At 55.8% G+C, this 25,438-nt stretch carries 20 protein-coding genes and 1 pseudogene; 2 read left to right on the top strand and 19 right to left on the bottom strand.

Translation table 11 applies throughout. From position 1 onward, the window contains the following. Positions 1–9: 9 nt before the first annotated feature. From AC07WT_RS26955 to AC07WT_RS26905, 11 genes are all read right to left on the bottom strand, one after another. Positions 10–1,269 carry an acyl-CoA dehydrogenase gene (locus AC07WT_RS26955; RefSeq protein WP_494949286.1) on the bottom strand — a complete coding sequence of 420 codons (1,260 nt, stop codon included), beginning with the start codon at positions 1,267–1,269 and terminating at the stop codon, positions 10–12. 11 nt (positions 1,270–1,280) lie between these two features. Further along, a complete protein-coding gene (locus tag AC07WT_RS26950; protein WP_494949285.1) occupies positions 1,281–2,420 on the bottom strand; it encodes an acyl-CoA dehydrogenase family protein in 1,140 nt (379 codons plus the stop codon). A 74-nt stretch (positions 2,421–2,494) separates the two neighbouring features. Further along, positions 2,495–3,286, bottom strand: coding sequence for an enoyl-CoA hydratase/isomerase family protein (locus AC07WT_RS26945; protein WP_494949284.1), 792 nt, complete (start codon positions 3,284–3,286; stop codon positions 2,495–2,497). 30 nt (positions 3,287–3,316) lie between these two features. Beyond that, the gene (locus AC07WT_RS26940; RefSeq protein ID WP_494949283.1) at positions 3,317–4,102 is read right to left on the bottom strand and encodes an SDR family oxidoreductase; all 786 of its coding nucleotides are present in this window, start codon (positions 4,100–4,102) and stop codon (positions 3,317–3,319) included. Between the two features lie 57 nt (positions 4,103–4,159). Continuing rightward, a complete protein-coding gene (locus AC07WT_RS26935) occupies positions 4,160–6,271 on the bottom strand; it encodes a 3-hydroxyacyl-CoA dehydrogenase NAD-binding domain-containing protein (RefSeq protein WP_494949282.1) in 2,112 nt (703 codons plus the stop codon). Between the two features lie 119 nt (positions 6,272–6,390). After that, positions 6,391–6,915, bottom strand: a complete 525-nt coding sequence (locus AC07WT_RS26930; protein ID WP_494949281.1) for an enoyl-CoA hydratase-related protein — start codon at positions 6,913–6,915, stop codon at positions 6,391–6,393. Further along, a complete protein-coding gene (locus AC07WT_RS26925) occupies positions 6,879–7,184 on the bottom strand; it encodes an enoyl-CoA hydratase/isomerase family protein (RefSeq protein WP_494949280.1) in 306 nt (101 codons plus the stop codon). The genes AC07WT_RS26930 and AC07WT_RS26925 overlap by 37 nt, the downstream gene beginning before the upstream one ends. A gap of 316 nt (positions 7,185–7,500) precedes the next feature. Continuing rightward, complete coding sequence (locus tag AC07WT_RS26920) at positions 7,501–8,616, bottom strand: zinc-binding dehydrogenase (protein WP_494949279.1); 1,116 nt, start codon at positions 8,614–8,616, stop codon at positions 7,501–7,503. A gap of 109 nt (positions 8,617–8,725) precedes the next feature. After that, positions 8,726–9,862: a serine hydrolase domain-containing protein gene (locus AC07WT_RS26915; protein ID WP_494949278.1), complete on the bottom strand. Its 1,137-nt coding sequence runs from the start codon at positions 9,860–9,862 to the stop codon at positions 8,726–8,728. A 537-nt stretch (positions 9,863–10,399) separates the two neighbouring features. Continuing rightward, positions 10,400–11,572 (bottom strand): acetyl-CoA C-acetyltransferase, encoded by a 1,173-nt coding sequence (locus AC07WT_RS26910; protein WP_494949277.1) that lies wholly within the window; start codon positions 11,570–11,572, stop codon positions 10,400–10,402. Between the two features lie 203 nt (positions 11,573–11,775). Then, positions 11,776–12,534, bottom strand: coding sequence for an SDR family NAD(P)-dependent oxidoreductase (locus AC07WT_RS26905; protein WP_494949276.1), 759 nt, complete (start codon positions 12,532–12,534; stop codon positions 11,776–11,778). Positions 12,535–13,468: 934 nt separating this feature from the next. Between AC07WT_RS26905 and AC07WT_RS26900 the strand changes: the two genes are divergently transcribed. Beyond that, positions 13,469–14,689 (top strand): TetR/AcrR family transcriptional regulator, encoded by a 1,221-nt coding sequence (locus AC07WT_RS26900; protein WP_494949275.1) that lies wholly within the window; start codon positions 13,469–13,471, stop codon positions 14,687–14,689. Positions 14,690–14,976: 287 nt separating this feature from the next. Here the strand turns inward: AC07WT_RS26900 and AC07WT_RS26895 are convergent, their stop codons facing one another. From AC07WT_RS26895 to AC07WT_RS26860, 8 genes and pseudogenes are all read right to left on the bottom strand, one after another. Further along, entirely contained in the window at positions 14,977–15,726 is a 750-nt protein-coding gene (locus AC07WT_RS26895; protein ID WP_494949274.1) for an SDR family NAD(P)-dependent oxidoreductase, read from the bottom strand. 370 nt (positions 15,727–16,096) lie between these two features. After that, a complete protein-coding gene (locus AC07WT_RS26890) occupies positions 16,097–16,390 on the bottom strand; it encodes a hypothetical protein (protein WP_494949273.1) in 294 nt (97 codons plus the stop codon). A gap of 87 nt (positions 16,391–16,477) precedes the next feature. Beyond that, positions 16,478–16,828, bottom strand: a pseudogene (locus AC07WT_RS26885) (NAD(P)(+) transhydrogenase (Re/Si-specific) subunit beta); the annotation flags it as partial. A gap of 96 nt (positions 16,829–16,924) precedes the next feature. Next, positions 16,925–17,650: an SDR family NAD(P)-dependent oxidoreductase gene (locus AC07WT_RS26880; RefSeq protein ID WP_494949272.1), complete on the bottom strand. Its 726-nt coding sequence runs from the start codon at positions 17,648–17,650 to the stop codon at positions 16,925–16,927. Further along, the gene (locus AC07WT_RS26875; protein ID WP_494949271.1) at positions 17,647–20,064 is read right to left on the bottom strand and encodes an efflux RND transporter permease subunit; all 2,418 of its coding nucleotides are present in this window, start codon (positions 20,062–20,064) and stop codon (positions 17,647–17,649) included. The genes AC07WT_RS26880 and AC07WT_RS26875 overlap by 4 nt, the downstream gene beginning before the upstream one ends. Continuing rightward, positions 20,064–21,152, bottom strand: a complete 1,089-nt coding sequence (locus AC07WT_RS26870) for a WD40/YVTN/BNR-like repeat-containing protein (protein ID WP_494949270.1) — start codon at positions 21,150–21,152, stop codon at positions 20,064–20,066. Before AC07WT_RS26870 ends, AC07WT_RS26875 begins: the two co-directional genes overlap by 1 nt. A gap of 235 nt (positions 21,153–21,387) precedes the next feature. Beyond that, positions 21,388–22,752 (bottom strand): DUF1329 domain-containing protein, encoded by a 1,365-nt coding sequence (locus tag AC07WT_RS26865; RefSeq protein WP_494949269.1) that lies wholly within the window; start codon positions 22,750–22,752, stop codon positions 21,388–21,390. Between the two features lie 13 nt (positions 22,753–22,765). Continuing rightward, positions 22,766–24,463: a DUF1302 domain-containing protein gene (locus AC07WT_RS26860; RefSeq protein ID WP_494949268.1), complete on the bottom strand. Its 1,698-nt coding sequence runs from the start codon at positions 24,461–24,463 to the stop codon at positions 22,766–22,768. A gap of 532 nt (positions 24,464–24,995) precedes the next feature. Here AC07WT_RS26860 and AC07WT_RS26855 point away from each other — a divergent pair. Further along, positions 24,996–25,283 carry a CoA transferase gene (locus AC07WT_RS26855; RefSeq protein ID WP_494949267.1) on the top strand — a complete coding sequence of 96 codons (288 nt, stop codon included), beginning with the start codon at positions 24,996–24,998 and terminating at the stop codon, positions 25,281–25,283. Positions 25,284–25,438 lie beyond the last annotated feature (155 nt).

Genomic DNA, 25,438 nt, shown 5'->3' with positions numbered 1-25,438 from the left:
TTGGTCTGCTCAGCTGCGGCGTCCACTTGTCGGGATCTCGCAAAAAGGAATCGACTTATCCACGCGGATCTCGCTTGGTAGCCCAAGAACGCGTTCCGCGATGATGTTGCGCAGGATTTCGTCCGTTCCACCCTCGATTCTGGTTCCCGGTGAGCGCATTAGCATTGCCTGGAAGCGTCCGTCTGACACCGTTTCGTCCGCATCGGTCACCAGGCCCGTTGGCCCCTGCAAATCGAGGGCAAACATTGCGAGTTCCTGCATCGTCGTCCCCGCAACCAACTTGCCAATGGAGTTCTCGGGGCCTGGCAATTGCCCTTTGGACAAGGCGGTGATGGATCGCATCGCCGTATATTTCAGACCGTTCGCTCGCGTCGCAAAGTTCGCAAGCCGCGCCCTAACCATCGGGTTGTCGATCGCTGGACGCCCGTCAAGTTGAGCACTCATGCAGTACGAGAACAGTTCGGGAAAGCCGGTGGGCATTCCCGAACCAATCGACAATCTTTCATTCATGAGCGTCGTAAGCGAGACTTCCCAACCTTGGCCCACCGCACCCAGGCGCTGGGTATCGGGAATCCGGACGTCGGTAAAATAGACTTCGTTAAAATCCGACTTGCCACTCACCTGCTTGATGGGGCGCACTTCGATACCGGCCGACCGCATGTCCACGAAGAACATGGTCAGCCCCTTATGCTTGGCCACGTTTGAATCCGTGCGAGTCAGCAACAGGCCGTAGTCCGCATAATGCGCGCCACTAGTCCATACTTTCTGCCCATTGACGACCCAATCGCCGGTCCCATCCGGCGCCCGTTCCGCCTTCGTCCTCAACCCGGCAAGGTCCGACCCCGCCGTCGGCTCAGAGAAGAGCTGACACCAGATTTGCTCACCCGAGGCGAGCGGCGGTAGCAGCCGTCGTTTATGGTCCTCGTTGGCCCAGGCGATCATCGTCGGTCCGCACATGCCGTGGCCAATGTTGAATAGCCGGCTAAGCGCAATGTAGATCCCTTCTTCCTGATTCCAGATTACGCGTTCGATGGGGCCGAGCCCTGCGCCGCCGTACTCCTTCGGCCATTGAAGACAGGCAAAGCCACCTTCGGACTTCTTCTTCTGCCAGGCTTTCGAAGCCAGAATCGGGTCCTCGCTCGTGACGCCGCTGTGTCCAAAGCTCGCCTTGAGCAGTTCTGCGTCGAGATGGCTCGGTGCGTTCGCATCGATCCATTCCCGGGCGCGTCGTCGAAAGTCCGCTTCTGTTGGGGTGTCGCTGAAATCCATGTCAATTCTCCTCAATTAGGCGCCAAATCGCGCTCACGGGACACCATTCGCTCAATCAGACGGTCTTCCCACGTCCAAAGCGAACCCACGGCGAGGCCGAGTGCGTTGGAACGGCGGTAATAGAGGTGGCAGTCAAATTCCCAAGTGAAACCCGCGCCGCCGTGCACCTGAATACTGTTCTTGGCGCAGTGCTGAAACGCCTGCGTCGCGGACACCCGAGCGTTTGCCGCGGCGACCGGCAATTCCGACGCGTTTGCAGACAGCGCCCAAGCTCCGTAGTACGCGTTTGAACGCGCCAGCGTTGCCGACACGTACATGTCGGCCAGCATGTGCTTGATTGCCTGAAATGACCCGATCTGACGGCCAAAAGCCATTCGATCGAGGGCATAGTCACGCGCCAGTTCGATCGAACGATCGGCCCCCCCAACCTGCTCAAAGGCAATCAGAACGGCCGCTTGATCAAGGACACGTTCGATGATGGCCCGACCCTCGCCCGCATTGCCGAGAGGCTCCGCAGCCGCACCGTCGAATATCAATCTGGCCTGGCTTCGGGTTGGGTCTATGTTCTCCACGACCTCACGCCTAACGCCAGGCCCGTTCAAGTCCACAAGAAACAGCGAAATTTCATCTGATGCACCGCGTCCGTGCTCCCGTGCCGCCACTACCGCAACGTCGGCGATGTCACCATCAGGCACAGGAACCTTGACACCGCTTATGGTTCCGCGCTCCGAAATTGTGCGCATCGCTGCCGAACCAGCATGTCCCGGGTTTTCAGTCATCGCAAAAGTTCCAACAATGTCGGCGCTTGCGATTCCGGGGAGCCACCGCGACTTCTGCTCGTCCGATCCTGCCAGCATCAGAAACTGAGCCGCAAGATAGATAGACGATGAGACCGGCACCGGAGCAAGACTCCTGCCGAGCTCCTCGGCGAGCACACACAACTCGAGATAACCGAGCCCCACCCCACCAAACTCCTCCGGAATTGCGGCCCCCAACACGCCGAGCCCCGCCAACTCCTTGTACAACACGCGATCGAAAGAACTGTCGCCCTCCAGGACCGATCGCACGGCCGATATCGGACACCGTTCTTTCAGAAACCGGCGCAACTGGTCGCGCAACATAATCTGTTCGTCGGAAAAATCCAGATTCATCTCTCTTGCCTCATTTCATTCCGGATACGCTTGGCCCATACGCCAAATTCACCCAGCGACACGCCAGATGTACGCTATGAATAGTTTGGTGGACGATTCTCCAGAAAGGACGCGATACCTTCCTTGTAGTTATCGTCGCGCGCGCAGAGCACCTGGTTGCGGTCCTCCATAGCTATCACCGCTTCCAGACCTTGCGCGTCGACCGCGCAATTAAGAGCTTCTTTCGTCAGGCGCAGCCCCAATGGCGTGGCATTCAGCATGTCTTTAACAAACGCACGCCCCTCATCCTCGAGGACGTCCGGCTCCACAATCCGGCTGAACAAACCGAGTTCCCGCGCTCGCTCGGCGTCCATGAAGCGCCCCGTCAACATGAACTCCGCGGCAATGGAAGACCCAACCATACGAGGAAGAAAGTATGAGACACCCATATCGCAGGCGCTAAGACCGATGCGGATGAATGCTGCGTTCATCCGGGTCGATGGTGTTCCAATGCGCACGTCGGACGCGAGCGCCAATCCAAAGCCACCTCCGCACGCAGCGCCATTGACAAGCGCCACGATTGGCTGGGGACAGCGCCGCATCGCGATGACAATTTCAGAAATGCCGCGTTGATAATCCAGATGTGCGCCGGTGCTGCTGAATCCGCCGGACCTGCGCTCCTTGAGGTCGAGACCTGCGCAGAATGCCCGACCAGCGCCGGCCAACACCACTACCCGGACATCGCGGCGCAAGTACAGTTCTGAAAAGAGCGAACGAAGCTCCTCAAGAAGCACCGGATCGAGCGCGTTCAATTGATCAGGACGATTCATTGTGACCCATAGCGCGGCCCCCTCCTCGCGAACGAGCAGGTGTACATACTCCCTCATGTTCCTATCTCCCAGTGGAAATCAACTCATTCATGCGATCAGGTTCTTGTCGCTTGAATCGCCCAGTCCAGCGCCTCCGTCGCAGTTAAGAATTGTCCCGGTGATATAGGAAGCGGCATCGGTGCACAGAAAGACGGCACTGTCCGCCACCTCTCGTGCTTCACCGAAGCGGCGCAACGGAACGCGCGCCGCTCTTTCGGCCACCGCTTCATCCGTCGGCGCCAATCGCGCCATACCTTCAGTTCCACGGATCGGCCCGGGCGATATGCCGTTCACCCTAACGCCATGAGGACCCCACTCCATAGCCAGCACGCGCAACAGCTGGTTTATCCCCGCTTTCGCGGCACAGGCGTGTGCCTGCATCATGGTGGCGTTGACCGCCTGATTTGCGGTGATGGCAATCAGCGAAGCTCCAGGCCGGTTCAACAGATCATAGGACGCACGGAAAACGTTGAACGTACCGTTGAGATCAATATCTACAACCGTCCGAAACCCGTTAGCCGAGATACCAGCCGCCGGCGCCATGAAGTTTCCCGCCGCCCCGGAAATCACGATGTCGAGCCCACCAAACGCACCTGCAACATCTTCCAGGACGGCTCTGGTTGCATCGAAATCACGAACGTCACACGAACGACCGAGCGCGCCTTCCCCGATCTCCGCGGCTGCAGCTGCAGCCTTATCCGGATTACGGCCAGCCACCGCTACGCGTGCGCCGAGCTGCGCCAGACGCTTTGCGATGCCCAGGTTGATTCCGCTGGTGCCGCCAGCGATAAACGCACTGCGTCCAGATAAAATGTTCTCAGAATAAACGTCCACTTGATGCCCACCTTTATTACATAATTTAGGATTACAGATTTTTAAGAACTTTGACGATCACAGTGAACTTTCATCCGATACAGCCTCATTGATAACTTCATCCATGAAGCCCCTACCTTCCGACACGAGATACTCAAGGAGCGCCGCCGGCTTGAAGCGCTCACCATAACGGCGTTCAAATTCACGCATCTTTGCGAGAATCACCTCCAACCCCACCAGATCGGCCCAAAACATGGGCCCCCCTCGATACAAAGGCCAGCCATAGCGCTTGATCCATACCGTATCAATATCGGAAGCACGTGCGGCAATTCCCTCTTCCAGAATTTTTGCACCCTCATTGATCATCGGGTAAAGGCAGCGCTCAAGGATTTCCTGATTCGAAATCGAACGCCGCGTGATTTGTCGGTCCAACGCAAGATCGCGCACCACTCTCTCGACAACTGCGGAAGGTCTTCTCTTACCGTTGTGGTCGTAGTCGTAATACCCGGAACCAACCTTCAAGCCCACGCGCCCCATTGCACAAAGGGCTTCGCAAACCGGCGAGGCTACGGCGGCGCCCTGATCCACGTCATCAAGGCCAGCCAAATCACGCCGGGCAAAGGGTCCCATGGGCATCCCGAAATCGTAGATGACGCGATCAATATCCCAGGGCAACGCGCCTTCGAACAGCAGGTTCTGTAGTTCAAGCGTCTGCTGCGCAAGCATTCGATCTCCGACAAGCCCAGAGCAATTCCTGACGACTACGGGCACCTTACGGATCTTCTTGCCCAGCTCAATAACCGTCGCGACGACCGTCGCGTCCGTTTCGGAACCGCGAATGACTTCAAGCAACCCTCTGTCGTTGGCCGGGGAGAAAAAATGCAGACCGATAACATCTTGCGCTCGACTCGTCGCTGCAGCAATCTCGTCAACGTCGAGGGAAGAAATGCTAGTTGCGAGAATTGTGCCCGGCGTGGCAAGGTTGTCCAGCTTTCTGAACACGTCGACCTTCAGATCCAGGCGTTCAGACACTGCCTCGATGACCAGTTCGCAGCCGCTCACGCTGTCTAGCTTCGTCGAGGTGTTCAACAGATTTATTCGGCGGTTAATTTCCTGTTGCGTCAACTGCCCCTTCTTCGCGGCAATCTCATAGCTCCTTTGTATTGCCGCGCAACCTTTTTGCAGAGCCATCTGATCCGTGTCAATCATGGTTACCGGAATCCCGACATTGAGAAAATTCATCGCCATGCCTGGACCCGTCGTTTCCGCACCGATTACACCGACATGTTCGATCTTTCGCCTCTCCGTTCTGTCGGGTATATCGGGAACCGTCGCGACCTTACGCTCTGCAAAAAATGCATACCGCTGCGCCTTTGATTGAGTCCCGTTCAGCAACATTCGAAATAGTCGCCGTTCCTCATCCAGACCTTCTTCGAACGATAGATTCACAGCAGCTTCGATGGCTTTGATGTTCGCTTCCGGCGCATCGAATCCTCGAAATCTCCGGGCGTTCTCCTCTCGATATTCGAGAAAGATTTCCGGCCTTTGGCGCGCTTCCTCGAGCTTGTCGTTGAGATCGGTTAATCTTGCTGCTTTGACGCCTTCGTCGATAATGCGCTTCGCGAAAGCAATGGCACCGCCACGCAGGCCTCCTTCGTCGACCAGTTCATCAAATAACCCCATTACAACGGCGGTCTTGGCGGAAATATGCCGTCCGGTAGTTAGCAGATCCAGAGCTCTTTCAACGCCCACGATACGTGGCAGACGCTGCGTTCCCCCAGCCCCGGGCAAAAGTCCGATATTGACTTCAGGCCAGCCTGCCTTGGCTGACGGGACTGCCACGCGAAAATCTGCAACCAGAGCGATTTCCAATCCAGTACCGAGCGCCGTTCCGTGAATTGCTGCAATAACAGGTTTCGATATACGCTCCAACGTCTCCTGTACTTCCCGTACACTTGGTCCGACTAGAGGTTTGCCAATCTCGGTGATATCCACGCCGACCAAAAAGGTCTTACCTTTGCAGATGAGCACAATTGCCTGTGCCTCCGGATCGGCACTCGCACGTCTGAATGCATTAACCAATCCTGTACGGACATCAGCCGACAAAGCATTCACCGGTGGTGAGTCTACCGTGACGATTGCAACATTGCGTTCAATCGAGACATCAACGACAGCATTGATAATATCCATGGCCTACCGTACTCTTCCGATGTTACGCAAGCAGCGGCGATTAGTTCGGTCGGTCCGCAGAGGCTTCTTCACGCTATTACCGAATCCGAGAGAGCGCTGCACGCCCCAATGCCTTCGCTTTATCGCCGCGCATTGCCTTTAAAGTTCGCAGGACGCTTTTCGCGAAATGCGGCAACACCCTCGTCAAAGTCCGGATTCTTGCCTGCAGTGCGTTGAGCTTCCCGCTCGAGCGCCAGCTGTTCGGAAAACGGTTCATCCAAAGCCGACCAGGCCAGTTTCCGAATCAAGCGAAACGTATCAGTCGGCCCATTCGCGAGTCGAACCGCAACCTCGAGTGCCACAGAGACGGCTTCGCCATCAGGCACGACGCGATTGATCAGGCCCCAGCTCAGTGCCTGCTCGGCACTGATCTTTTCCGCTAGAAGCATCATCTCCATTGCCCGAACGCGCCCAGCAGCCGACGCGAGCAGATACGCAGACCCACCGTCAGGCACAAGCCCAACGCGCGAAAATGCCTGCAGGAAATAGGCGCTCTCTGAGGCAATGACAATATCGCCCGCCAATGCGAAAGCACATCCGACCCCAGCGGCAGCGCCATTGACTGCAGTCACAATAGGAATAGCGAGATTGCGAAGATGCAGCATGAGTGGATTAAACTGCCGCTCAAGTCGCTCCCCGCATCGCGCTCATCGACAGGTTTGCTTGCCGCTCCGGTGACGAGGTTCACACCGGACGAGAACCCCCGCCCTTCTCCGGTCAGGACAATGGCGCGAGCCTCTGCTTCGGCGCGAGTAAAGGCTTCCTTGAGTTGATCGGCCATGCCCTCCGAGAATGCATTGAGGGTTTTCGGGTCGTTCAATCGAATGATCGCGACATCATGCTCGAGGGTATAAATCACCAATGCTTCAGACATCGAATGTCTCCTACTATCTGCTTTTCGAGAATCATTTAAATGCTCTGCCAGCGACCCGAACTTTCGCACAATGCGGTCGCTCTGGCGTCGGCGCCCATCTTGGGCTCGACCGGGAATGTGGGCGTGCAAGTACATAGTCCCGATATCGAAAGTCGATTCCGGATCAATACCACTGACGTGCTTGCCTCTATCCAAATTCAGCTACTGGCACGAAGAGATGGATAACCAGCGTTTCGCCCCACCCTTTGGCAATCTCATGCCTAACCAGCCGGAGTAGTACACAGGTCGACAGTTCTGTATGGCATTTCACCATTCGTCACAATGTCCCGAATTCCACCTGCTGTTTCCCGGCATGTCCCGATCGATACATTTCAACAATGGCGCTCGGCAGATTCTCAAAACCAGCCACCACATTGCTGATGGGCTTTAGTCTTCCTGCGAGCATCAGACGGGACAGATCGTCTTCGGCGCGAAGGCGTTCGTGATAGAACGCATCGACAATCCAGGCCTCCGACTTGATGTTTCGTTCGCGAAGAATCCTTTCGATCTCATCTGTAATACCGACCATCTGACGCAGTGTCGCGGGTCCGGCGCTACTGTCCAATTTCTCGGCATAGAGCGAAGCGGCTGCCCCGTAGGAGACCATCCGCGCATTGCGATTCATCAACCCGACTACGGCTTCGGTAAGCGCCCCACCTACACCGTCAGAATAGACGTCAATCCCCTCGGGAAAGGCTTCGGCGATCTCGGCTTTGAGGTTATCCGAGCGATAGTCGATGCAACGGTCGATACCCAAGGTATCGACAACCCATTGGCATCGGTCGGAACCACCGGCGAATCCGACCACATAACTTCCGGCAATTTTCGCGAGCTGCGCCGCAATCGAGCCAACGGAGCCGGAGGTACCTGCTACGGCAACCTTATCGGAAGGCATAAGCGGACCACACTCTCGCGCCCCGAAGTACGCAGTCATGCCAGAGGTACCGAACATTTCCAACAGCACCGCAGGCGACCACATCTTCACCAACTCGGGCCTGAACTTGTATGTCCATTGTGAGTTGGTGCCGTTTAACGCCTTGACCAGTTCACTCGGGGATGGGTAACCGATGGCTCCGTCGGAGCTCGAAATCACTTGATAGTCTTGCCAACCCGTCTGGCATGTAATCACATCACCTTCATTGAATGCAGGATCACGTGACTTGATCACCACCGCACATGCATAGTTTGATAGGTCAGTTTCGCCAAGTTTTGTAACTCCTTTGGCCATGCGCATGCGAGCAGCCGAATGTACATTGACGAGAATCACACGAACCAGAGCTTGTCCCGGCTCAAGTTCCGGAATCGCACATTCCCGCATCTCGAACTGTTCCAGTTCGAGCGTATCGTTCACCAAGGGTTTGGCGTATATCCACTGCCTAAAAGTCTGAGGCATTTTTGACTTCCTTGAGGTCAATCCGTGTCGGGCGGCTACTCACAGCCGCCTCCGACGCCCCCCACGTATGGGGAAAGGTTCGGCGTTGCGTCTGCATGGTATGTGCCTTTCACAGACAGGCATAGATCGCGTCGATCAGGCTACGTCGACGCGGATCAAGGTCAAATTGGTCGCTCATTCGATTCATGGTGTAACCAACAGCCAGATCAGCAACTGGGTCGGCGAATGCAAACGAACCGCCCCAACCACTGTGCCCAAATGCTTCCAGATTCGGTCCGTATAGACGCCCCGGATTCATCCAGAATCCGGCGCCCCAACGCGTATGACTACCCTTGACCAGGTCTTTGCCATTGAATCGACAACGCGCCGCCTGTTCTACGGCCGCACGTCGTACCAGGACCTTTCCGTCTTTTCGCGGACGCAGAAGAAGATCGTACAAACGAGCCAACGCGCCCCCATTGGTGTATCCGTTCGCAGACGGCAGGTCCGCAGCCCGCCAAGCTGCATCGTTTGAAAGAGAGGCGGGCGTGTATGGATTCGTGAACGCTGCGTATTGAGCCCGATTTTCAGGATCCAGCTTTAACGCATCCAGACTTGCCACGGGCAACATTTCAGCCACACGATCCTCGTCTTTGGGGCCCACACCAATCGAAATGTCCAGGCCAAACCCAGCAGCGAGTTCCTCGGCGACGAACTGCTTTATCGATCGCCCCTCAATGCGGGAAAAAAGCGCTGTAGCAAGGATTCCGAGAGTCATGCCGTGATAGCCCGCCGTGGTCCCCGGCTCCCAAAAGGGTGCCTGAGCAGCCAGCCGCTGTGCAGCCACTTCTCCAGACAAGAGATCATCTATCGTGGCCGGCGTCGTGAAACCACTCAGCCCGGCCTGATGCGCAAGCAGCATTCCGATCGTCACGTTCGACTTTCCTGCTTCCCCGAACTCCGGCCAATACTTTCGCACCTCGTCGTCGTACGAAATGAGACCGCGATCAACCAGAATTGCAAAACACGCCGCCATCACACCCTTGGTTGCAGACCAGACATTCGTGATCGTGTTGCGCTCCCACGGGTGCTGGCGCGCCGCATCCCGATACCCCGCCCACATATCGACAACTACTTCTCCTCCGACTATCAGAGTGAAGTCAGCACCCAGCTCCTCATGTTCGCGGAAGTTCTCGACGAACGCCTCCTGGATGCGGTCAAATTTTGCAGAACAAAATCCGTTTATATCAACGACAGGCGAATTCATTCGTGTCCACCTTAAGATGTAATCTGGTTTTCTGGAGGATGGCGCTTGACAATCGCCATTCTGTCCATTCGTTCAATGCACGACCATCAATTCGCCTTTTTTTACTGCGAATTGACTTTATTCTTGGCGCCCCTTCTTACCCACGGTCTGCTCGCAGCGGCTCAGCAATCACGATTTCCATGCGTGAACCATGAGCTTATGCAAGCTTTGTCGACCAGCGTCTAAGCGCTTCTTTTTCATACCTACCGGTCTCGGGCGGGAACACACACCAGTTCCCGCCCTCGTGGTGAAAGAAAGCAATGGTCAAAGGGCCAGCGATCCTCGCTACCTCGACGCACACATACCGCACACCCTTTGCTGTGCGCCCAATCCGGGTGACACGCAACGGACTTAACTGCGTAGGTGCGAGCGCGAACCATTTATCAACCTGCGAACGCAAGGACCTTTTGCCTGTATCCATGGCCGTAATCTCATATCATGCATTTACGAATAGTTCGATATTTAGTCTTGTTTGTTTAGAACCGGGGTTGTCAAATTTCAAAGGCGTTCGACTATCGTGACATTGGCAAGCCCACCGCCTTCACACATCGTCTGTAAGCCGAACCTTCCTCGTGTTCGATGAAGACCGTGCATCAAGGTAGTCATCAATTTTGTGCCCGATGCGCCGAGAGGATGGCCAAGCGAAATGGCGCCGCCACTGACATTCATACGGGCCGAGTCCGCTCCTACATGCTTCAGCCATGCCAGCGGAATCGAGGCAAATGCCTCGTTCACTTCATAGAGATCAATGTCATCGATGCTCAAACCCGCTCGCCTGAGCGCTCGTTCGGTCGCAAACAACGGCTCCTCGAGCATGACAACAGGATCCCCTGCGGATACCGTCATATGGTGGATACGGCCGAGCGGGCGCACGCCAAGCGTTTTAAGCCCCCGTTCGTTGACAACCATAACGCCCGAAGCACCGTCGCAGATCTGGCTGGAGCTCGCCGCAGTCAGTCGTCCATCCTCTCTCAGCAGCTTTACGCTCCGTATGCCCTCCAGCGTTACGTCGAACCGAATTCCTTCGTCGATGCGATGCACCGATCGGGTGCCATCCTCAAGAGTGATATCCAGCGGCACTATCTCAGCATCGAACGCGCCACTCTCGACGGCAGAGATTGCTCGACGGTGACTCTCGAGTGAATAGGCATCCAACGCTTCACGGTTGAGATCGTGCTTCTGTGCAATCAGCTCTGCGCCGACGAACTGGTTGAACCGAACATCCGGAAAGCGACTCTCCATCTTCGGGCTTTTTGGCTGGCCAAGCCCGGCCTTCGCCGCAAGCCCTGCAGCCGTTCCGATAGGGACACGAGTCATGCTTTCCACGCCCGCCGCGATTACTACGTCCATGATTCCCGACATAACAGTCGCGGCAGCAAAATGGAGTGCCTGCTGGGACGATCCACATTGACGGTCGACCGAAGTCCCCGGCACGCTTAACGGCAGTCTGGATGCCAAAACCGCGTTACGCGCAACGTTGATTGCCTGCTCTCCCGCTTGCCCGACACAACCCATGATGACATCCTCGACCAGGACCGGATCTGCACCACTTCGGTCAATCAAAGCATCGAGTACTGCAGCGGCCATGTCCACGGGATGCCATCCCGCCAGTCGCCCCCCGCGACGTCCGCCTGCGGTTCTGGCTGCTGCGACGATATAGGCTTCGCCCATCATGTCTCCCTTACTTCGTGTTCGACATCGTCGAATTCGGATTGAAGAGCGGCCCTGCCTCCGAGAGGAAACCCGTCAACCATGACCGGCGAGTCCGAGAGATAAGACCGGAGTCACCAGGGTTGCAGAACTTTCTGCACGCGTTGCCAAGGACTCACGATGCCTGTCACGGCAAGACGTTCCTCTCGGATCCTCAACTCGGACTACCGTGGCGCCATTCGAAGTGCGCCGTCCAGCCGAATAGTTTCGCCGTTCAGCATCGAATTCACGATGATATGTTCGGCAAGCAGCGCAAACTCTTCGGGCTGACCCAGTCTCGCAGGGTGCGGAACGGATTGTCCAAGCGCTTCCCGTACTTGCGGAGCCACGCGCGCCAGCATCGGCGTATCGAAGATGCCAGGTGCAATGCTGCATACGCGGATTGCCCGGTTCGCCAAGTCGCGTGCCGCGACGAGCGTCATGCCAACAATGCCAGCCTTTGCAGACGCATAAGGAATCTGACCAATCTGGCCTTCGTAGGCCGCCACCGAAGCCGTCAGAACAATGACTCCCCGTTCCCCGTCGATCGGTTCCGCCTTTGCCATGCTGGCCGCTGCAAGGCGCAACACGTTGAAGGTTCCAACGAGATTGGTCGTCACAATCGACGCATACGTCTCGAGTGAACCCGGTCGCCCCTCCTTATCAAGCGTCCGCAACGCGCCACCACGACCTGCGCAGTGGACCGTCGCCCGAACCGGTCCGAGCAATTCGGCCGCCGCGAATGCAGCCTCCATCTGACTCTCGGACGTGACATCGGCCGCCACGAATGCCTCCGCCCCGATTTCGGCTGCGGCCGCCGCCCCATCCGACCCTGGCAAATCAACGATCACCACCGTTGCTCCGGCCTGAACAAGGCGCGCAGCCGTAGCACGACCAAGTCCCGACGCTCCGCCTGTGACGACGGCAGTCTCCACAATCTTCATGATTTTCCTCTTCTCCAAGCTCTAAAAAGGATCCGGGCAGTCTAATCAGCCTTTCAACTTAAGGATAGTCTTAACATACCTATCTGTCAATGGTGATGACTACACAGAATCAATGGCTGACTGATTGGCAGTCGCGAACCGAGGCGCCGGGATGGCGAAGGGATCGATGCGGGGGCTTGAGTCGACGCACAACGAGAGCGCTTCAGACTCGGTTGATGATCAGTTACACCGAAGATCAAAGCTGGGTGACGGAGCGGCAATGACTCCCGGCACATCGCTGATGACATTCAGACGCTTTCGGTGCGAATCGATGTGATGTCCGTATGGACGCATGTTCAGAAATCGCCACCAGCCGAGTCTCGATGACGATAGGACGCTGTACGCTGACTAGCGCTCATACACGCCGCCAACGCCACAGCGCGTCTTCGCGACACACCATGTAAGCCAAAGCGCTATCGACGGCAACGGATCGACGGTCGCTGCGCATATCACCGCATATTCCGGTGATTAAAAGTTCCTTGCCAACAGTGTACGAACCACGCAAAATGACTTGGCGAGAGATGGCAGAACAATCCGTTCTGGTCTACGACCAACCTAGACCTCGCGACCCTTGGCGCATTTGCGTAACACCACACATTGGGCCGTAACGCAGCTTCTACGGCTCGGAACATAGGGCATACTCTACAAATTCGGAGTCCAAAGCACAGATATCACAATGTGATTCGGCAAAAGTGAATTGACATTTGCTTCGAACCAGTCTGTGTCTCTTACGGCATTGAAGAAACACTTCGACCGGGAGGTAGCAACTTAATCACTTGCACCGGTTCTTCAATGGTTTTTTGACTGGACCTACGAAATTCAACTTTCCGGTTGCGATTCTTAGTTTGGGAATGTGATGCGGTCATTGGCAGACGAAGCGCGTGCAGCGCGACACATGGCTGTCCTCGATGAAGCGACGGTGGAATTTAATCACTCTGGCGTTGCTGGAGCCAGCCTAACCGCCATCGCCCGTCGCGTTGGACTCGGCCGAGCCGCCCTCTATAACTATTGCATCGATCGGCAGGATCTTGTGTATCAGTGTTATTCGCGAACCAACGCATTGCTTCGAAAGGATCTCGATCGTGCGGCGCAAGCGAATGCAAACGGGTTAGGCAAGGTTGTAACATTCCTTCGCCTAGCGCTTGACTCGAGCAACAACCAGCCCCGGGCCGTCCTGACAGAACTTGCCTTTCTTACGAAAACGCAGCAGGCCGCCGTCCAGAAGTTGAGATCAGGAAACGTCGAGGCACTGGCAATGTTGATCAGAGAGGGGATCAAGGACGAGTCCATCAGAAATTGCGATGTTGAGGTTGTCTGCCAGGCTATTTTTGGTATTTTGTCGTGGGCAACGCTATCTCTCTTATGGATAAGTTTTCCTGATGAGGACTTCGCAAGTCGTATGGCAAACGCCATTCCAGATCTTGTAACAGACGGAATGGCGTCTGAAGGAATGGAAGTCCTACCGTCGCGAAAGCGTATCAAGGACGTGATTAGAAATCCGCGCAGCTCCGATTGGGACGATCGTCGCGAGTCGCTCGCTCTGGTTGCGTCGCGGCTCTTCAATAGCCGCGGAATAGACGGCGTTTCCTTGGACGACGTTGCGCTAGAACTAGGCGCCACGAAGGGCGTTGTTTACCATTACTTTCAAAGTAAACCAGCCCTTGTTGCCTATTGCTATGAGCGCGCCTTCAACATCTATGAACAGATCATGTCGGCGGCGGAGAAGGGTCTGACAGGTCTCGAATGCACGGTGATGGCTATTGAATTGAACGTAGAAGCTCAGCTTGAAAGCATTTCTCCCCTATGGATGAGCACTGGTGCAGAAATGTTGCCCAAGCAGCTTCAAAGGGCGATCGTTAGGCGCGCGGGTGCTTTATGGGCGAGGTCAGTGAAACTGGCCGAGCGTGGTGTCAAGGACGGAAGCTTGAAGCGCTTGGATTTCGAACCTGTCAAGCAAGCATCGGCTGGTTCCTTCAACTACTTGATATCCTCGAAGGATAACGGCAAACGCTCGGTGTCTGAGGTTGCAGCCGAGATCAGCCGGCTCCTGCTTCTCGGCCTTCGCCCCCACAAGGCCCGCTTGAATGGCAAGCAGGCGTCTTACGAGACGCCCTGATTCCAGTAACGTCGTCGCGTCTTTGACCTTCTGCAATCTCGTAGCGGTTGAAGACGCGGCGACACCCCTGATATAACGCCCCTTGATTCGGTGCTCCACAAATACCCTGGCGGAAAACTCCGCTGGGGTCGTCCTCTTTAATGGGGGGTGAGGACGCGCGCCGTTACACTACCCGCCTGTGCTAGTCCCCTGCTCAATCGCACATTCGAGCCACATCCGGCGAGGGGCAATGCACTGGTAATTGTAACGTCGACCGAAAGAGACATCTATCATTGTTAGCGGAATCGCTACGACAGCATGACGCCTCCATCAACCACGATCTCTGCACCCGTGATAAAGGACGCGTCTGGCGAAAGCAGGAACGACACCGCCTTGGCGATTTCGACTGGCTCGCCCATTCTCTTCATTGCTGTCATCGCGGTGATGGTTTCGATTTGTTCCTTCGCCCCTCTCGTCAGCGGCGTCAGGATTGGACCCGGCGACACGGCGTTGACCCGGATATTGCGTGTTGCATACTCGATCGCCACGGAGCGCGTCAAGCCACGCACTGCATGCTTGCTTGCGGTATATGCATCAAATCTGCGAAGACCGAGGTGAGCGTAAATAGATGCAATATTTACGACTGCGCCTCCACCGCTCTTTTCGATCGCAGACAGTTGGTACTTCATACCGAGAAACACCGCGTCGATATTTACACTCATCACTTTGCGCCACTCATCCACTTCGATGTCCGTGATCGCGTCGAACCGCCCGCCAATACCCGCGTTGTTGACAGAATAATGTAAAGAGCCGAACTCCCGCTCCGCTTTTTCTACTGCAGCTCTGCTTTGCGCGGGTACCGATACGTCTGCACAAAAACTCACGGCCTTGCCTCCGCGTTCACGAATTGCCCCCGCAACTACTTCCGCATTGGGGCCTTGGATATCTACGACCAGTACGCTCGCTCCGTTCATTGCGAGATCGCGCGCGACCGCCTCCCCGATGCCGCCGCCCGCTCCGGTAACAAGTGCCACTTTTTTCTCAAAGCCTGCCGTCATGTTGTCCTCCTCCATGTTCTTCGGTTACCACTTGCTCTTCCCGGATACAGCGTGGAATCGCTAGGTACTGCCCGAGTCCGTTCAATGTTGCAGCGACGTGCCTTCCACGCAGCGACCCGTTGACCAGACATCCTCGCTTGCATCTGAACACGATCGATCGTAAGCGGAGCCTATGGTGGTCGAATTCATCCAACCGAGAAGAGCAACTGTTGTCGTTTAGCCGTCCTCGCTCAATTCCGCATTCACTGGTACTGCGCGCCCAGATTGGCTTCATGGCAGCTGAAATGGTCATTCAAAGGCAGAATCTCAACGGCTGATCCCAGCCTCGAAGAGATCGCGCGTCTATGCGAAGTTTTCTCTGGGAGGATAACTAGTAGGTCGTTGAGAGCGTCGCGAACAGAACCGCTGCGCCGCATACGGCACCAACGAACGTCAATGTGTCTTCGTCGGCGCCACACCGTCTCGCCATCACTGCGGCTAGGATCGACGCGACGCCCGTCAGGCTGAGGAATTGCGCATACGACGAACCGGCCGCGCAAATCATGCCTGGGAACTCTCCGCTCCATTCGCAGGCGCGAGTACCCGCCACGCCGAATCCGATTAGCCCAAGCAGCACGAGTACAGCAACTTTCAGCCAGCTTCTCGGCGGTTTTTTCATCATCATTGCGTTCCTCCTATGGCCGTCGTACGCTGTCCGTCTGGTTCCCTACGGTTGATGCCAGCCTCGAAAAGATCGCGCGCATATGCAACGTTATTTCGGGACGGCATATTGGGGCGTTGCCCTCACCATTTCTTCGATTACCTTCTTCGCATCGCCGAAGACCATCGTGGTCTTGACCATGTAGAAGAGATCGTTGCCGAGACCGGCATAGCCTGCCGCCATCGAGCGCTTGTTGACGATCAACGTGCGCGCCTTGTACGCCTCGATGATTGGCATGCCCGCGATCGGCGACTTCGGATCGTTCTTCGCCGCCGGATTCACCACATCGTTTGCGCCAAATACCAGCACTACGTCGACTTGGCCGAACTCGCCGTTGATGTCCTCCATCTCGTGGACGATCTCATACGGCACTTCGGCTTCTGCCAGCAGCACGCTCATGTGAACTCCGGCGGCATTTTTGCAGGTACCGCACACCAGCAACTGAATGGCCCTTAAGATGTGCCAGCCGCCATCACACCGATTGACGTTGATATACGCTCAGCCAATGCCGCCATCGACAGTCACTTCGGCCCCTGTTACATACGAAGACGCGTCCGATGCGAGGAACAGGACCACTCGAGCGACCTCGTCGGGCGTACCCATCCTGCCCATTGGAATCATGCCCTCATACACTTTCAGCCGCTCAGGTGTGTTTTGTCCGAGCATTGGCGTATCTATGATGCCTGGATAAACACAATTCACACGAATTCCGAGTGGCGCAAGTTCCGAAGCCGCCAGCTTTGTCATGCCGCGAACCGCCCATTTGGTACTGGCATAGGCAAAGATGCCGGGAATGTTGTTTAGGCCTGCATTGGAAGAGACGTTCACAATTGCGCCGCCCGTCTTCGACATTACTTCGGCGGCTGCGCGCATGCCTAGGAAAACACCAAGCTGGTTGACCCGATAGTGCCGATCCCAAAGTGCCGCGTCCGATTCCAATAAGCTGGCAGGCTGATAGATCCCTGCGTTATTGACAAGCACGTCGATCTGGCCAAACCGGTCAAGCGTTTTTCGAATCACCTCGGACCAGCCTGCCTCTTCCCCAACGTCATGGCGAACAAAGTAGCCCGCACATCCCAGACCGGCCGCCAGCGCGGCGCCATTCTCGTTGACATCCGTGAGTACAACCTTGGCACCCTGCTCCGCAAATAGCGTCGCCTCGGCAGCGCCTTGTCCACTGGCTGCTCCAGTAACGACTACGACCTTGCCATGCATGCCCATCATGCGCCCCCCCCTGGTTGTAATGCCGTACGTTCAACGGGTGGCACTCGAGCCAGCAGAAAGTGTGATAGCGCGGGAATCAGAATCAACGCGCCAATCATGTTCCATATGAACATGAACGCGAGCAGAACACCCATGTCGGCTTGAAATTTGATTGGCGACCAGATCCAGATTCCGACCCCTGCAGCAAGCGTGATGCCGACAAGCGCTACCACTCTACCCGTGAACCCGACGGCAATCGCGTACGCTTCTCGTAACGGAAGACCTGCGCGCTGCTGCGTCAACTGCACGCTCAGCAGATAAAGCGCGTAATCTACCCCGATGCCAACTCCGAGGGCAATCACTGGCAAGGTTGCAACCTTTACGCCTATGTTCAGCATCACCATCAATGCCTCGCACATAATCGATGTCAGCGCCAGTGGAATAATCGCGACAAGGACAGCACGCCAATTGCGAAACGTCAGCAGACAAAGAACGATGACCGCGCCGTAGACCAGATACAACATGTTTGTGTTGGCCTTCTCCACGGTGATGTTCGTCGCCGCTTCGATCCCCGCCGATCCCGCCCCGAGCAGGAACTGGAACTGACTGTTGTCGTGGGTATGGCTAAAGCCCTCGACAGCATCGACCACTTTGCTCAAGGTCCCTGCCTTGTGATCCGTCAGATAGGCAATCACCGTTCCGACGGACCAGTCCTTGTTGATCAATTCTGGATTACTATCCGACACGACATTGATTGCCGGTGCCACCACTGACGGGTCACGGTTAATCGTGAGCCATTTCGGCGAGCCCTCGTAGTTGCCAGCGGTCGCAAAGCGTACCAGGTTCGACGCCGAGATGGCCGTCTGCACGGATGGTAGGCCGCGGAGCACCTGCTCGAGACGATCTTCCTCGATTAAAGTCCGATAGGTTCCGACACCGCCAGGAGGCGTCTTGACGATAACGACGAACTGGTCGCTGGACAGACCATAGTGTTGTGTGAAGAAGGCGTTGTCACGGTTATAACGCGAATCCGCGCGCAACTCCGCTGCCCCGGCATTCAGGTCACCCACTTTGAGGTGCAGGCTGATCGCGTATGCGCCAGCGCCCAGGCATGCCGCGACCAACAATGCACATGTGGCATATCGCCTCTGCGTAAAACAGGTCAATTTCCCGATCCAGGATGATCCGCCCGACTCTACCGATCGCTGCATCACGCGCCGCACCGCGACGGGGCTCACGCCTGTGAACGACAACATCACCGGCAGCAGTACGAGATTGGTGAACACGAGAACGGCAACGCCCACGCTTGCGGTAATCGCCAGATTCCGAATGACCGGAATATCAATGACCACGAGTACCGCGAAACTTACTGCATCGGCAACCAGGGCGGTAAGCCCGGCGAGGAATAGGCGCCGAAACGTATATCGGGCGGCAACGTATTTGTGTGTACCCGCTCCAATGTCGAGCATGATGCCGTTCATCTTCTGTGCACCGTGCGATACACCAATGGCAAACACAAGGAACGGCACAAGTACCGAATAGGGATCGAGATCGAAACCGAACAGACGAGTCAGCCCCAGTTGCCAGAGCACGGCCATCAGCGAACATGAGAGGATGAGCACCGTGCTTCGTGTGCAGCGTGTATAGAACAGGATGATGACGCCCGCCACGACCAACGCGGCGGCGAAATAGGTCATCACCTGCGTGAGACCATCGATCAGGTCCCCCACAAGCTTCGCGAAACCAACGATGTGAATGTTAACTGAATCCGTTTGGTTGACGCGAATCTTATCGTCAAGGTAATGCGAAATTTTCGCGTAGTCGAGAGGCTTGCCGGTTTGCGGATCCTTGTCCAAAAGCGGCACAAACACCATACTCGATCGCTGATCGCTAGCAACCAAGCTTCCGATCAGTCCCGCACGGGCGACATTTAGTTGCAACCTGCGGCTCATTTCTTTCGTGCCATTGAAATCGCCAGGCATCACCGGACCGCCCGTAAAACCCTCTTCCGTGAAATCCGTCCATCGCACCGACGGTGTCCACAGCGATTTCATGAAGGCGCGATCCACACCAGGCATCAGATAGGCCGCGTCGTTGACGCGTTGCAGTACCTGAAGATAGCGCGGATCGTAGATGTCGCCCTTGGTGTTTTCGACGTCGATGCGAATCGCATTGCCAAGACTAGCCAGCGAGGTTCGGTTCGCAAGGTAGTTCTTGATATATGGCTGCGACTGAGGGAGCATGTTCTCAAAGCTCGCATTGACTCGGATCTTGATTGCCTCGTAACCCAGAAACAAGGTCAGCAGCGCACAAAGAATCACGACCAGGTGGCGATTGTTAAAGATCAGGCGCTCAAGCAAGATACCGGACCCGCTATCGAACCGGTTCGGATCGCTAATCACAGACATCGAATCCCGTTTGAAGACGGCGACCATTACGTTCTACCTCCGGTCAAATTCTGTTTGTGGCGAAATTCTTTACGTTCGATACCCTGAAATCCCGCGAAGACAAACCACGCACCATTGCCAGCCACGACATCGGCAAACAGCATTGGCTTATCCACCGGCAACGGGCTGAAGCTGCGCGCGTCGTCGATGCTATACAGCACCTGACCACCCTCCCCTGTCAGCACGACGACCTTGTCATCGACAGATAGAGCGGCGGAAGTCAGACTGGTGTGTACGCCCGTCTTCACGGCCTCCCAACTGTGACCGCCGTCGGCACTGCGAAATGCCGTCCCGTTCAGTCCGACTGCCAACAAAAAGCGATCGTTGCCCACAATATGGAAGAAACTGCCCTTGTAGTTCGGAGAAATTCCGACGAAGCGTTGCTGTTTGCGGTCGAGGCGGTAAACGGTACCTTGCTCGCCGGCAATATAGATATCTTGACCGATCTTGCGAATATCGTTCAGGTTCAGAAATTTGTCGTTATCTATATGGTCGAGCCAAGGCTCCCATGTTTTTCCACCATCCACTGTCCTTACAATCATTCCAAAGGAACCAACTGCATAACCAATTTGTTGGCTTTCGAAGTAAACGCTGAGGAATGGCCAAGTCGCTCCGCTTTTCGTGTTCAGTTCGATCTCGTCCAGGAATGGCTGAAGCCCCTTCTCACCCTTGGCAACGCGTGCCTTGTAGAAACTTGTGAGGGCGTCGTGGGCGAGCTCGCCATCAAACTGCTTTTTCCATGTCTCGCCACCGTCGCCCGTATGGAGAATCACCCCGTCGTGGCCGACTGCCCATCCTTGTTTTTCCGAGATGAACGACAGTGAAACGAGGTCAGACTGAACCGGAACGTGGGCCTGCCGCCAGTGCATTCCGTCGTCATTGGAGAATAGAATCAGGCCATGTAGTCCTGCGGCAACAAATCGTTCACGCGTCCCTTCGTCGACTCTTGCCAAAGCGAGAGTCGGCTGTCTAGAAAGATTCACTGTCGCAGCAGGCCGGGCATCGGCCGGCGTAACGAGAGGGTCCTTGAATACGTTGTTCAAGCTGCTGCCCGCAGCATGTCCCTCGATTGCCATACAAAGGAACGTCGCAGCCACAGACAAACAGGCGAATAGGAATCGCATGTGAAAATGCCCGGAAATATCAATTGTTTCGGTATCCGTACCGTCTAAGATATCCGGCGCTATCGTCGAATATCCGTGACATCATCCACCCGCCGTCATGCGGCGCCGGCCCGTTGCATTAAGTTCCGCCGTAGTGAGCAGAAGTTCTTGCACCGGTCACCGACGCACTATGTTTCGACGTGTCTGACTATCGCAAACCACTCGCTGTCATTGCCGATGGCGTGAATTTGCTGATGTCGTCGATATGCTCAGAGGCCTTGATGAAGTCATTAGGTCGCGACTGCGCTTCAATGTATGTAGAGCGCTTGCTGAGATCGTAAAAAACTATGCCTTGGGCGAACGCCTCTTTATCCCAAAGCGGTAGGACCGGATAAAAGCCCGCCTTAAACAGTGCCCCGGCTTGATCATAGGCATCAGATGCGACACAAGCCCATGTATCTTCATCAATGTACAGTGTCCGCCGCGGCTGTACGTGGCGTTTGCCCGCCTTGAGTGTCGCCTCTACCACCCAAACCCGATGGAGCTCCCACCGCGACACGTCCGGATTAACAACGCTCTTGACAAGCATCTTATCGACCGGGGCGAACAGCATACGACTTGAGTTATACATGACATATAGCTCTTTCTTGCCGACGATCTTGAAATCGTACCGGTCCAGTGCACCGCTGAATCCAAATAGCTCGTCGTAGTTGAGCGCTCCACCGTCGGTAGCGATCGGCGTGTCATAGGCATAATCAGGAGCGACTCGTGTGCGCCGCTGACCGGGGAAATAGACCCAAGTGAGCGCATCGGTCTTGTCATAGTTCACTGGAAGTCGCTGCAGAATTTTCGAACCGACCTGCGAAGGCGGCCCCATCCAGGTCCCGATCCGAAATTCAATGGCTCCGCCGTCCAGCGTGTCCTTTTTAGGATCTTGATAAAGTTGGGCGAAGTCCCCGTCGAGTTGGCCGACGTCTGTGAGATGCCCGTCAGCGTCGATGTACCAAGTCGACTCCCGGATATTAGTGTGAACCCCCCACAGGTCCGTGGTTGCCATATTCCAAATGACCTCTGCCCCTGTCGTCGGAATCGGGAACGGCACGCACGAATACGCGTCGCTGAAACCGTTCCCGTTGGAACTGATCTTCGCTTGAGCAGCGTTGGTCTTGCAATGGGAAAGCCAGTTACTACTATGCGTAACGCTCCGGTGCGTCGGATAAACATCTACGCGGAACTCCGGGTACTTTTTGAGCATCGCGATCGTACCGGCTGACAGCCGATCCGCATATTTTTCGTAGTCGCTCGCAGTGATCGAGAATAATGGCTTCTCGCCATCATACGGGCCCACATCATATCGTCCGCTTCCTTTGACCCATCCGGGGGGGGCGGTAGTGTCCGGCAATCCCCCCGTATACGCGGGGATCGTCTTGTCGGCGTTGCCGGCCGGATCTGCTCCCCACATAGTTAGCGATTTGCCGAGCTGGTCCGCTTGCTGCTGCGACGCCCCCGCCGATGCGGTGCCAGCGGCAAGTGCGATGCCCATTCCGACAATAAGCTTTTGCAAGAGTCGCATTTTCTGTCTCCGATTAGAATTGGGCGGACAAAGTAAGGGAAATCCAACCTTTGTCGTTATAGAAAAACGGTCCATTTCCGCCGGAGTAGTACGCCGGTCCGCCCGGACCGAACGACGTCAAACCTCCGCTTGTGTGAGCGTGGTAGCCGTTGTACTGCAACGTTACGTTGTATTTCTGCTGAATCAGCGCGTGCAGACCTACCGTATAAATCAGCTCGCCCTGATAGGTGCCGTTCAGGCTTGGAGTGTTGCCGAAGATTCCATACTCAGCGAATATCGGCATGTCGAGGTCAATGCCTGGAACAACCTGTAGCCACTGAGGGTCAAAGGAAATCGCGGCAGCAACCGAATTGTTCGTCGAGCACCCGCTCCATTTACTCCCCGTTGGGCATGCGGCAGCGTTTCCAACCCCGTTGTAGAGAGCGCTGTTACTTGTGGTCCGTAGTTTCTGGGTGAACGCGACCTCGGCGATGGCAGTGCCGGTGTCCCAAAGGGGTGATCGACTCAGGCCGGCAAGGACATTGGCGACGACGTTCAGCGTGTCACCACGTGCGCCAGCTTCCCCCCTCGGGTCGCTGGGTAACGGGCCCAGACCACTGTTCAGCGCTGTGTTGTGCCGATACGTCACATCGAGGCCGGCGCTGTAAGCGCCTATCGGCAAATCGAGACTGTATCCGTATAGCTTGACGTTCGGCGCGTATGCCAGGTGATAGTTCGTCGCGCCTGTTACAGGATTGACACCCAGTAATACCCACGGCGAAGTCTCCGTTAGATTACGGTAATAGAATCCCATTGTTCCCCCGGGAAGCCATTTGGGCGACCATGAGAATTTAAGGCCATAGTCGTCGTGAAAACCGTTGTTTGGCTTGACGTCCGCACCTCGCGGAATGTTTCCCTCAAGCAGATTGGGACCGTTAAACAGGAAACCGGCGGTGCCGAGATACGTTCCCCCTTCAGGGAAGCGGCTCGCGGCGTATTCGAAGAAATACTCCGCCGCAACCGACGTAGTTGGAGTCAATTGTGTCTCGAACAACACTTGGGCGCGTGGGATCGCGAGCTGTTTGGCTTGCGTCCCAGGTGTTGCCGCTCCCTGGATGCCGTCCGAAGCGTTCTGCCCATAGCTGACACCCTGCGTGCCAAAAAACAAGGCGGTACCCCAATACTGCGTCAGGCGTCCGACCTTTAGAGATGCTGGTTGACCGTCTAACTTGAAGTTCCAGAATCCGAAGGCGTCAAGGAGTTCTCCACCCTGTTGATAGTATCGCTGGGTGTAGCTACCGTATTGATTGCCAGAGTACGATCCCAACGCCGAATATGGCACTCCGAAAACCGCATCACCCGGATGATTCGCCACCCCGCCACCGTAAGCGAAGTCCTTCCAGAAAGATGCGCTTAGCCTGAACCCGTACTGCTTCTCGTGGCTCGCGTCGAATTCCATCAGGTCCGACACGCGATTGGTGACCACGTCGCCGGCGTGAGGGAATTTGTAGTCGGATTCGCTATACAGCGGATTATTGCCTATGGAGGGATTGATCCCTTGTGCGCGCACACCAAGGTTGTAAGCGATGGTGTTGTCCCAATTGATATCCCAGTCCGGCAAAATCGTGAGCGGAAATGCGTTCGCAGAGCCGGTGTAAGCGACCAGCACGCACGCTACGGTGCTCCCAAGTGTCCAGTGTGCCGACTTCAGCCGGCGTTTAACGTGACGCATGACTCCTCCAGGCCGTGAAGCCTTATTTCAGATTTATTCTCCGAGAGCCACGATTCCATCCAGGCACAGCCATACCGAGACGGCAATTGTCTGCCGATTCGGGTCGGTCGCCGCGGGATGCTCCAATACCTTGGCTCACTCGCTTGTTATGTAAGCAGCTCTTGCAATCAATTCCTTAGGTACGTCTGTGAACGACTGACTGCCCCCCCTGAGAATCCACTGCAGGTCCTACGATTAGGAAACGCGATCTGACAACGCCAACCTAGAAATCGCGGACATTCCCCAACCACCTCGACACTTCCAAACTCGGTACATCCACGCTCACAATGTACGCCAGCGACACTTGCAATGACATTCGGGTATGCCCGAACTGACGTGAACCTGATGACGAATCAAACATCCAGGCTAACCGCGGAGGTAGGTTCTATCAGCTACTACGTGTACTGCACATAGATCTGATGTAAATACCAATGTGTAAATTTTATTGTCTATGAGGTATTCTTGCCGTGTCGAGGAAAGAAGAAGTGAAACTATGGCTATCTCCGGTCCGCTTAGAGGTGTCAAGGCTCTTGATCTTGCAAGTATCGATCGCTTGCATGATGCTGCCGATGTTGGCGCGGATGTGCTGCGAATCGAAAGCAATGGCGCGCCCGATTCAACTCCTGACCGGCTCGACGCCAGAGGACGATGCAGCCTTACGCTCGACCTCAAGCAGCAGTCCTCGATATCGGGTTGTCTCGAACGTTGCGAGTCAGCCGAAATCGTTATAAAGGGAAGCCGCCCAGGAGCGATGGACGACTTGGACTTTGGCCTGACGTGACACATAGACGATGCCACGGGTTCGTCTACGGACACCTAACCGCCTTCGGTCGGTAGCGCCCTCGAACTCGTATGACATCAACTGTTTCCCTATCTCCGGAGCATTGTTCAATGCAGTATGTATGCCCCTCTCATGCCAGTCAGTGGATCTGTTCT

The organism is Paraburkholderia sp. GW821-FHT02A12, from assembly GCF_059422005.1.
Note: the sequence above shows the minus strand (reverse complement) of the source record. Positions and strands in the feature narration are given on the sequence as shown.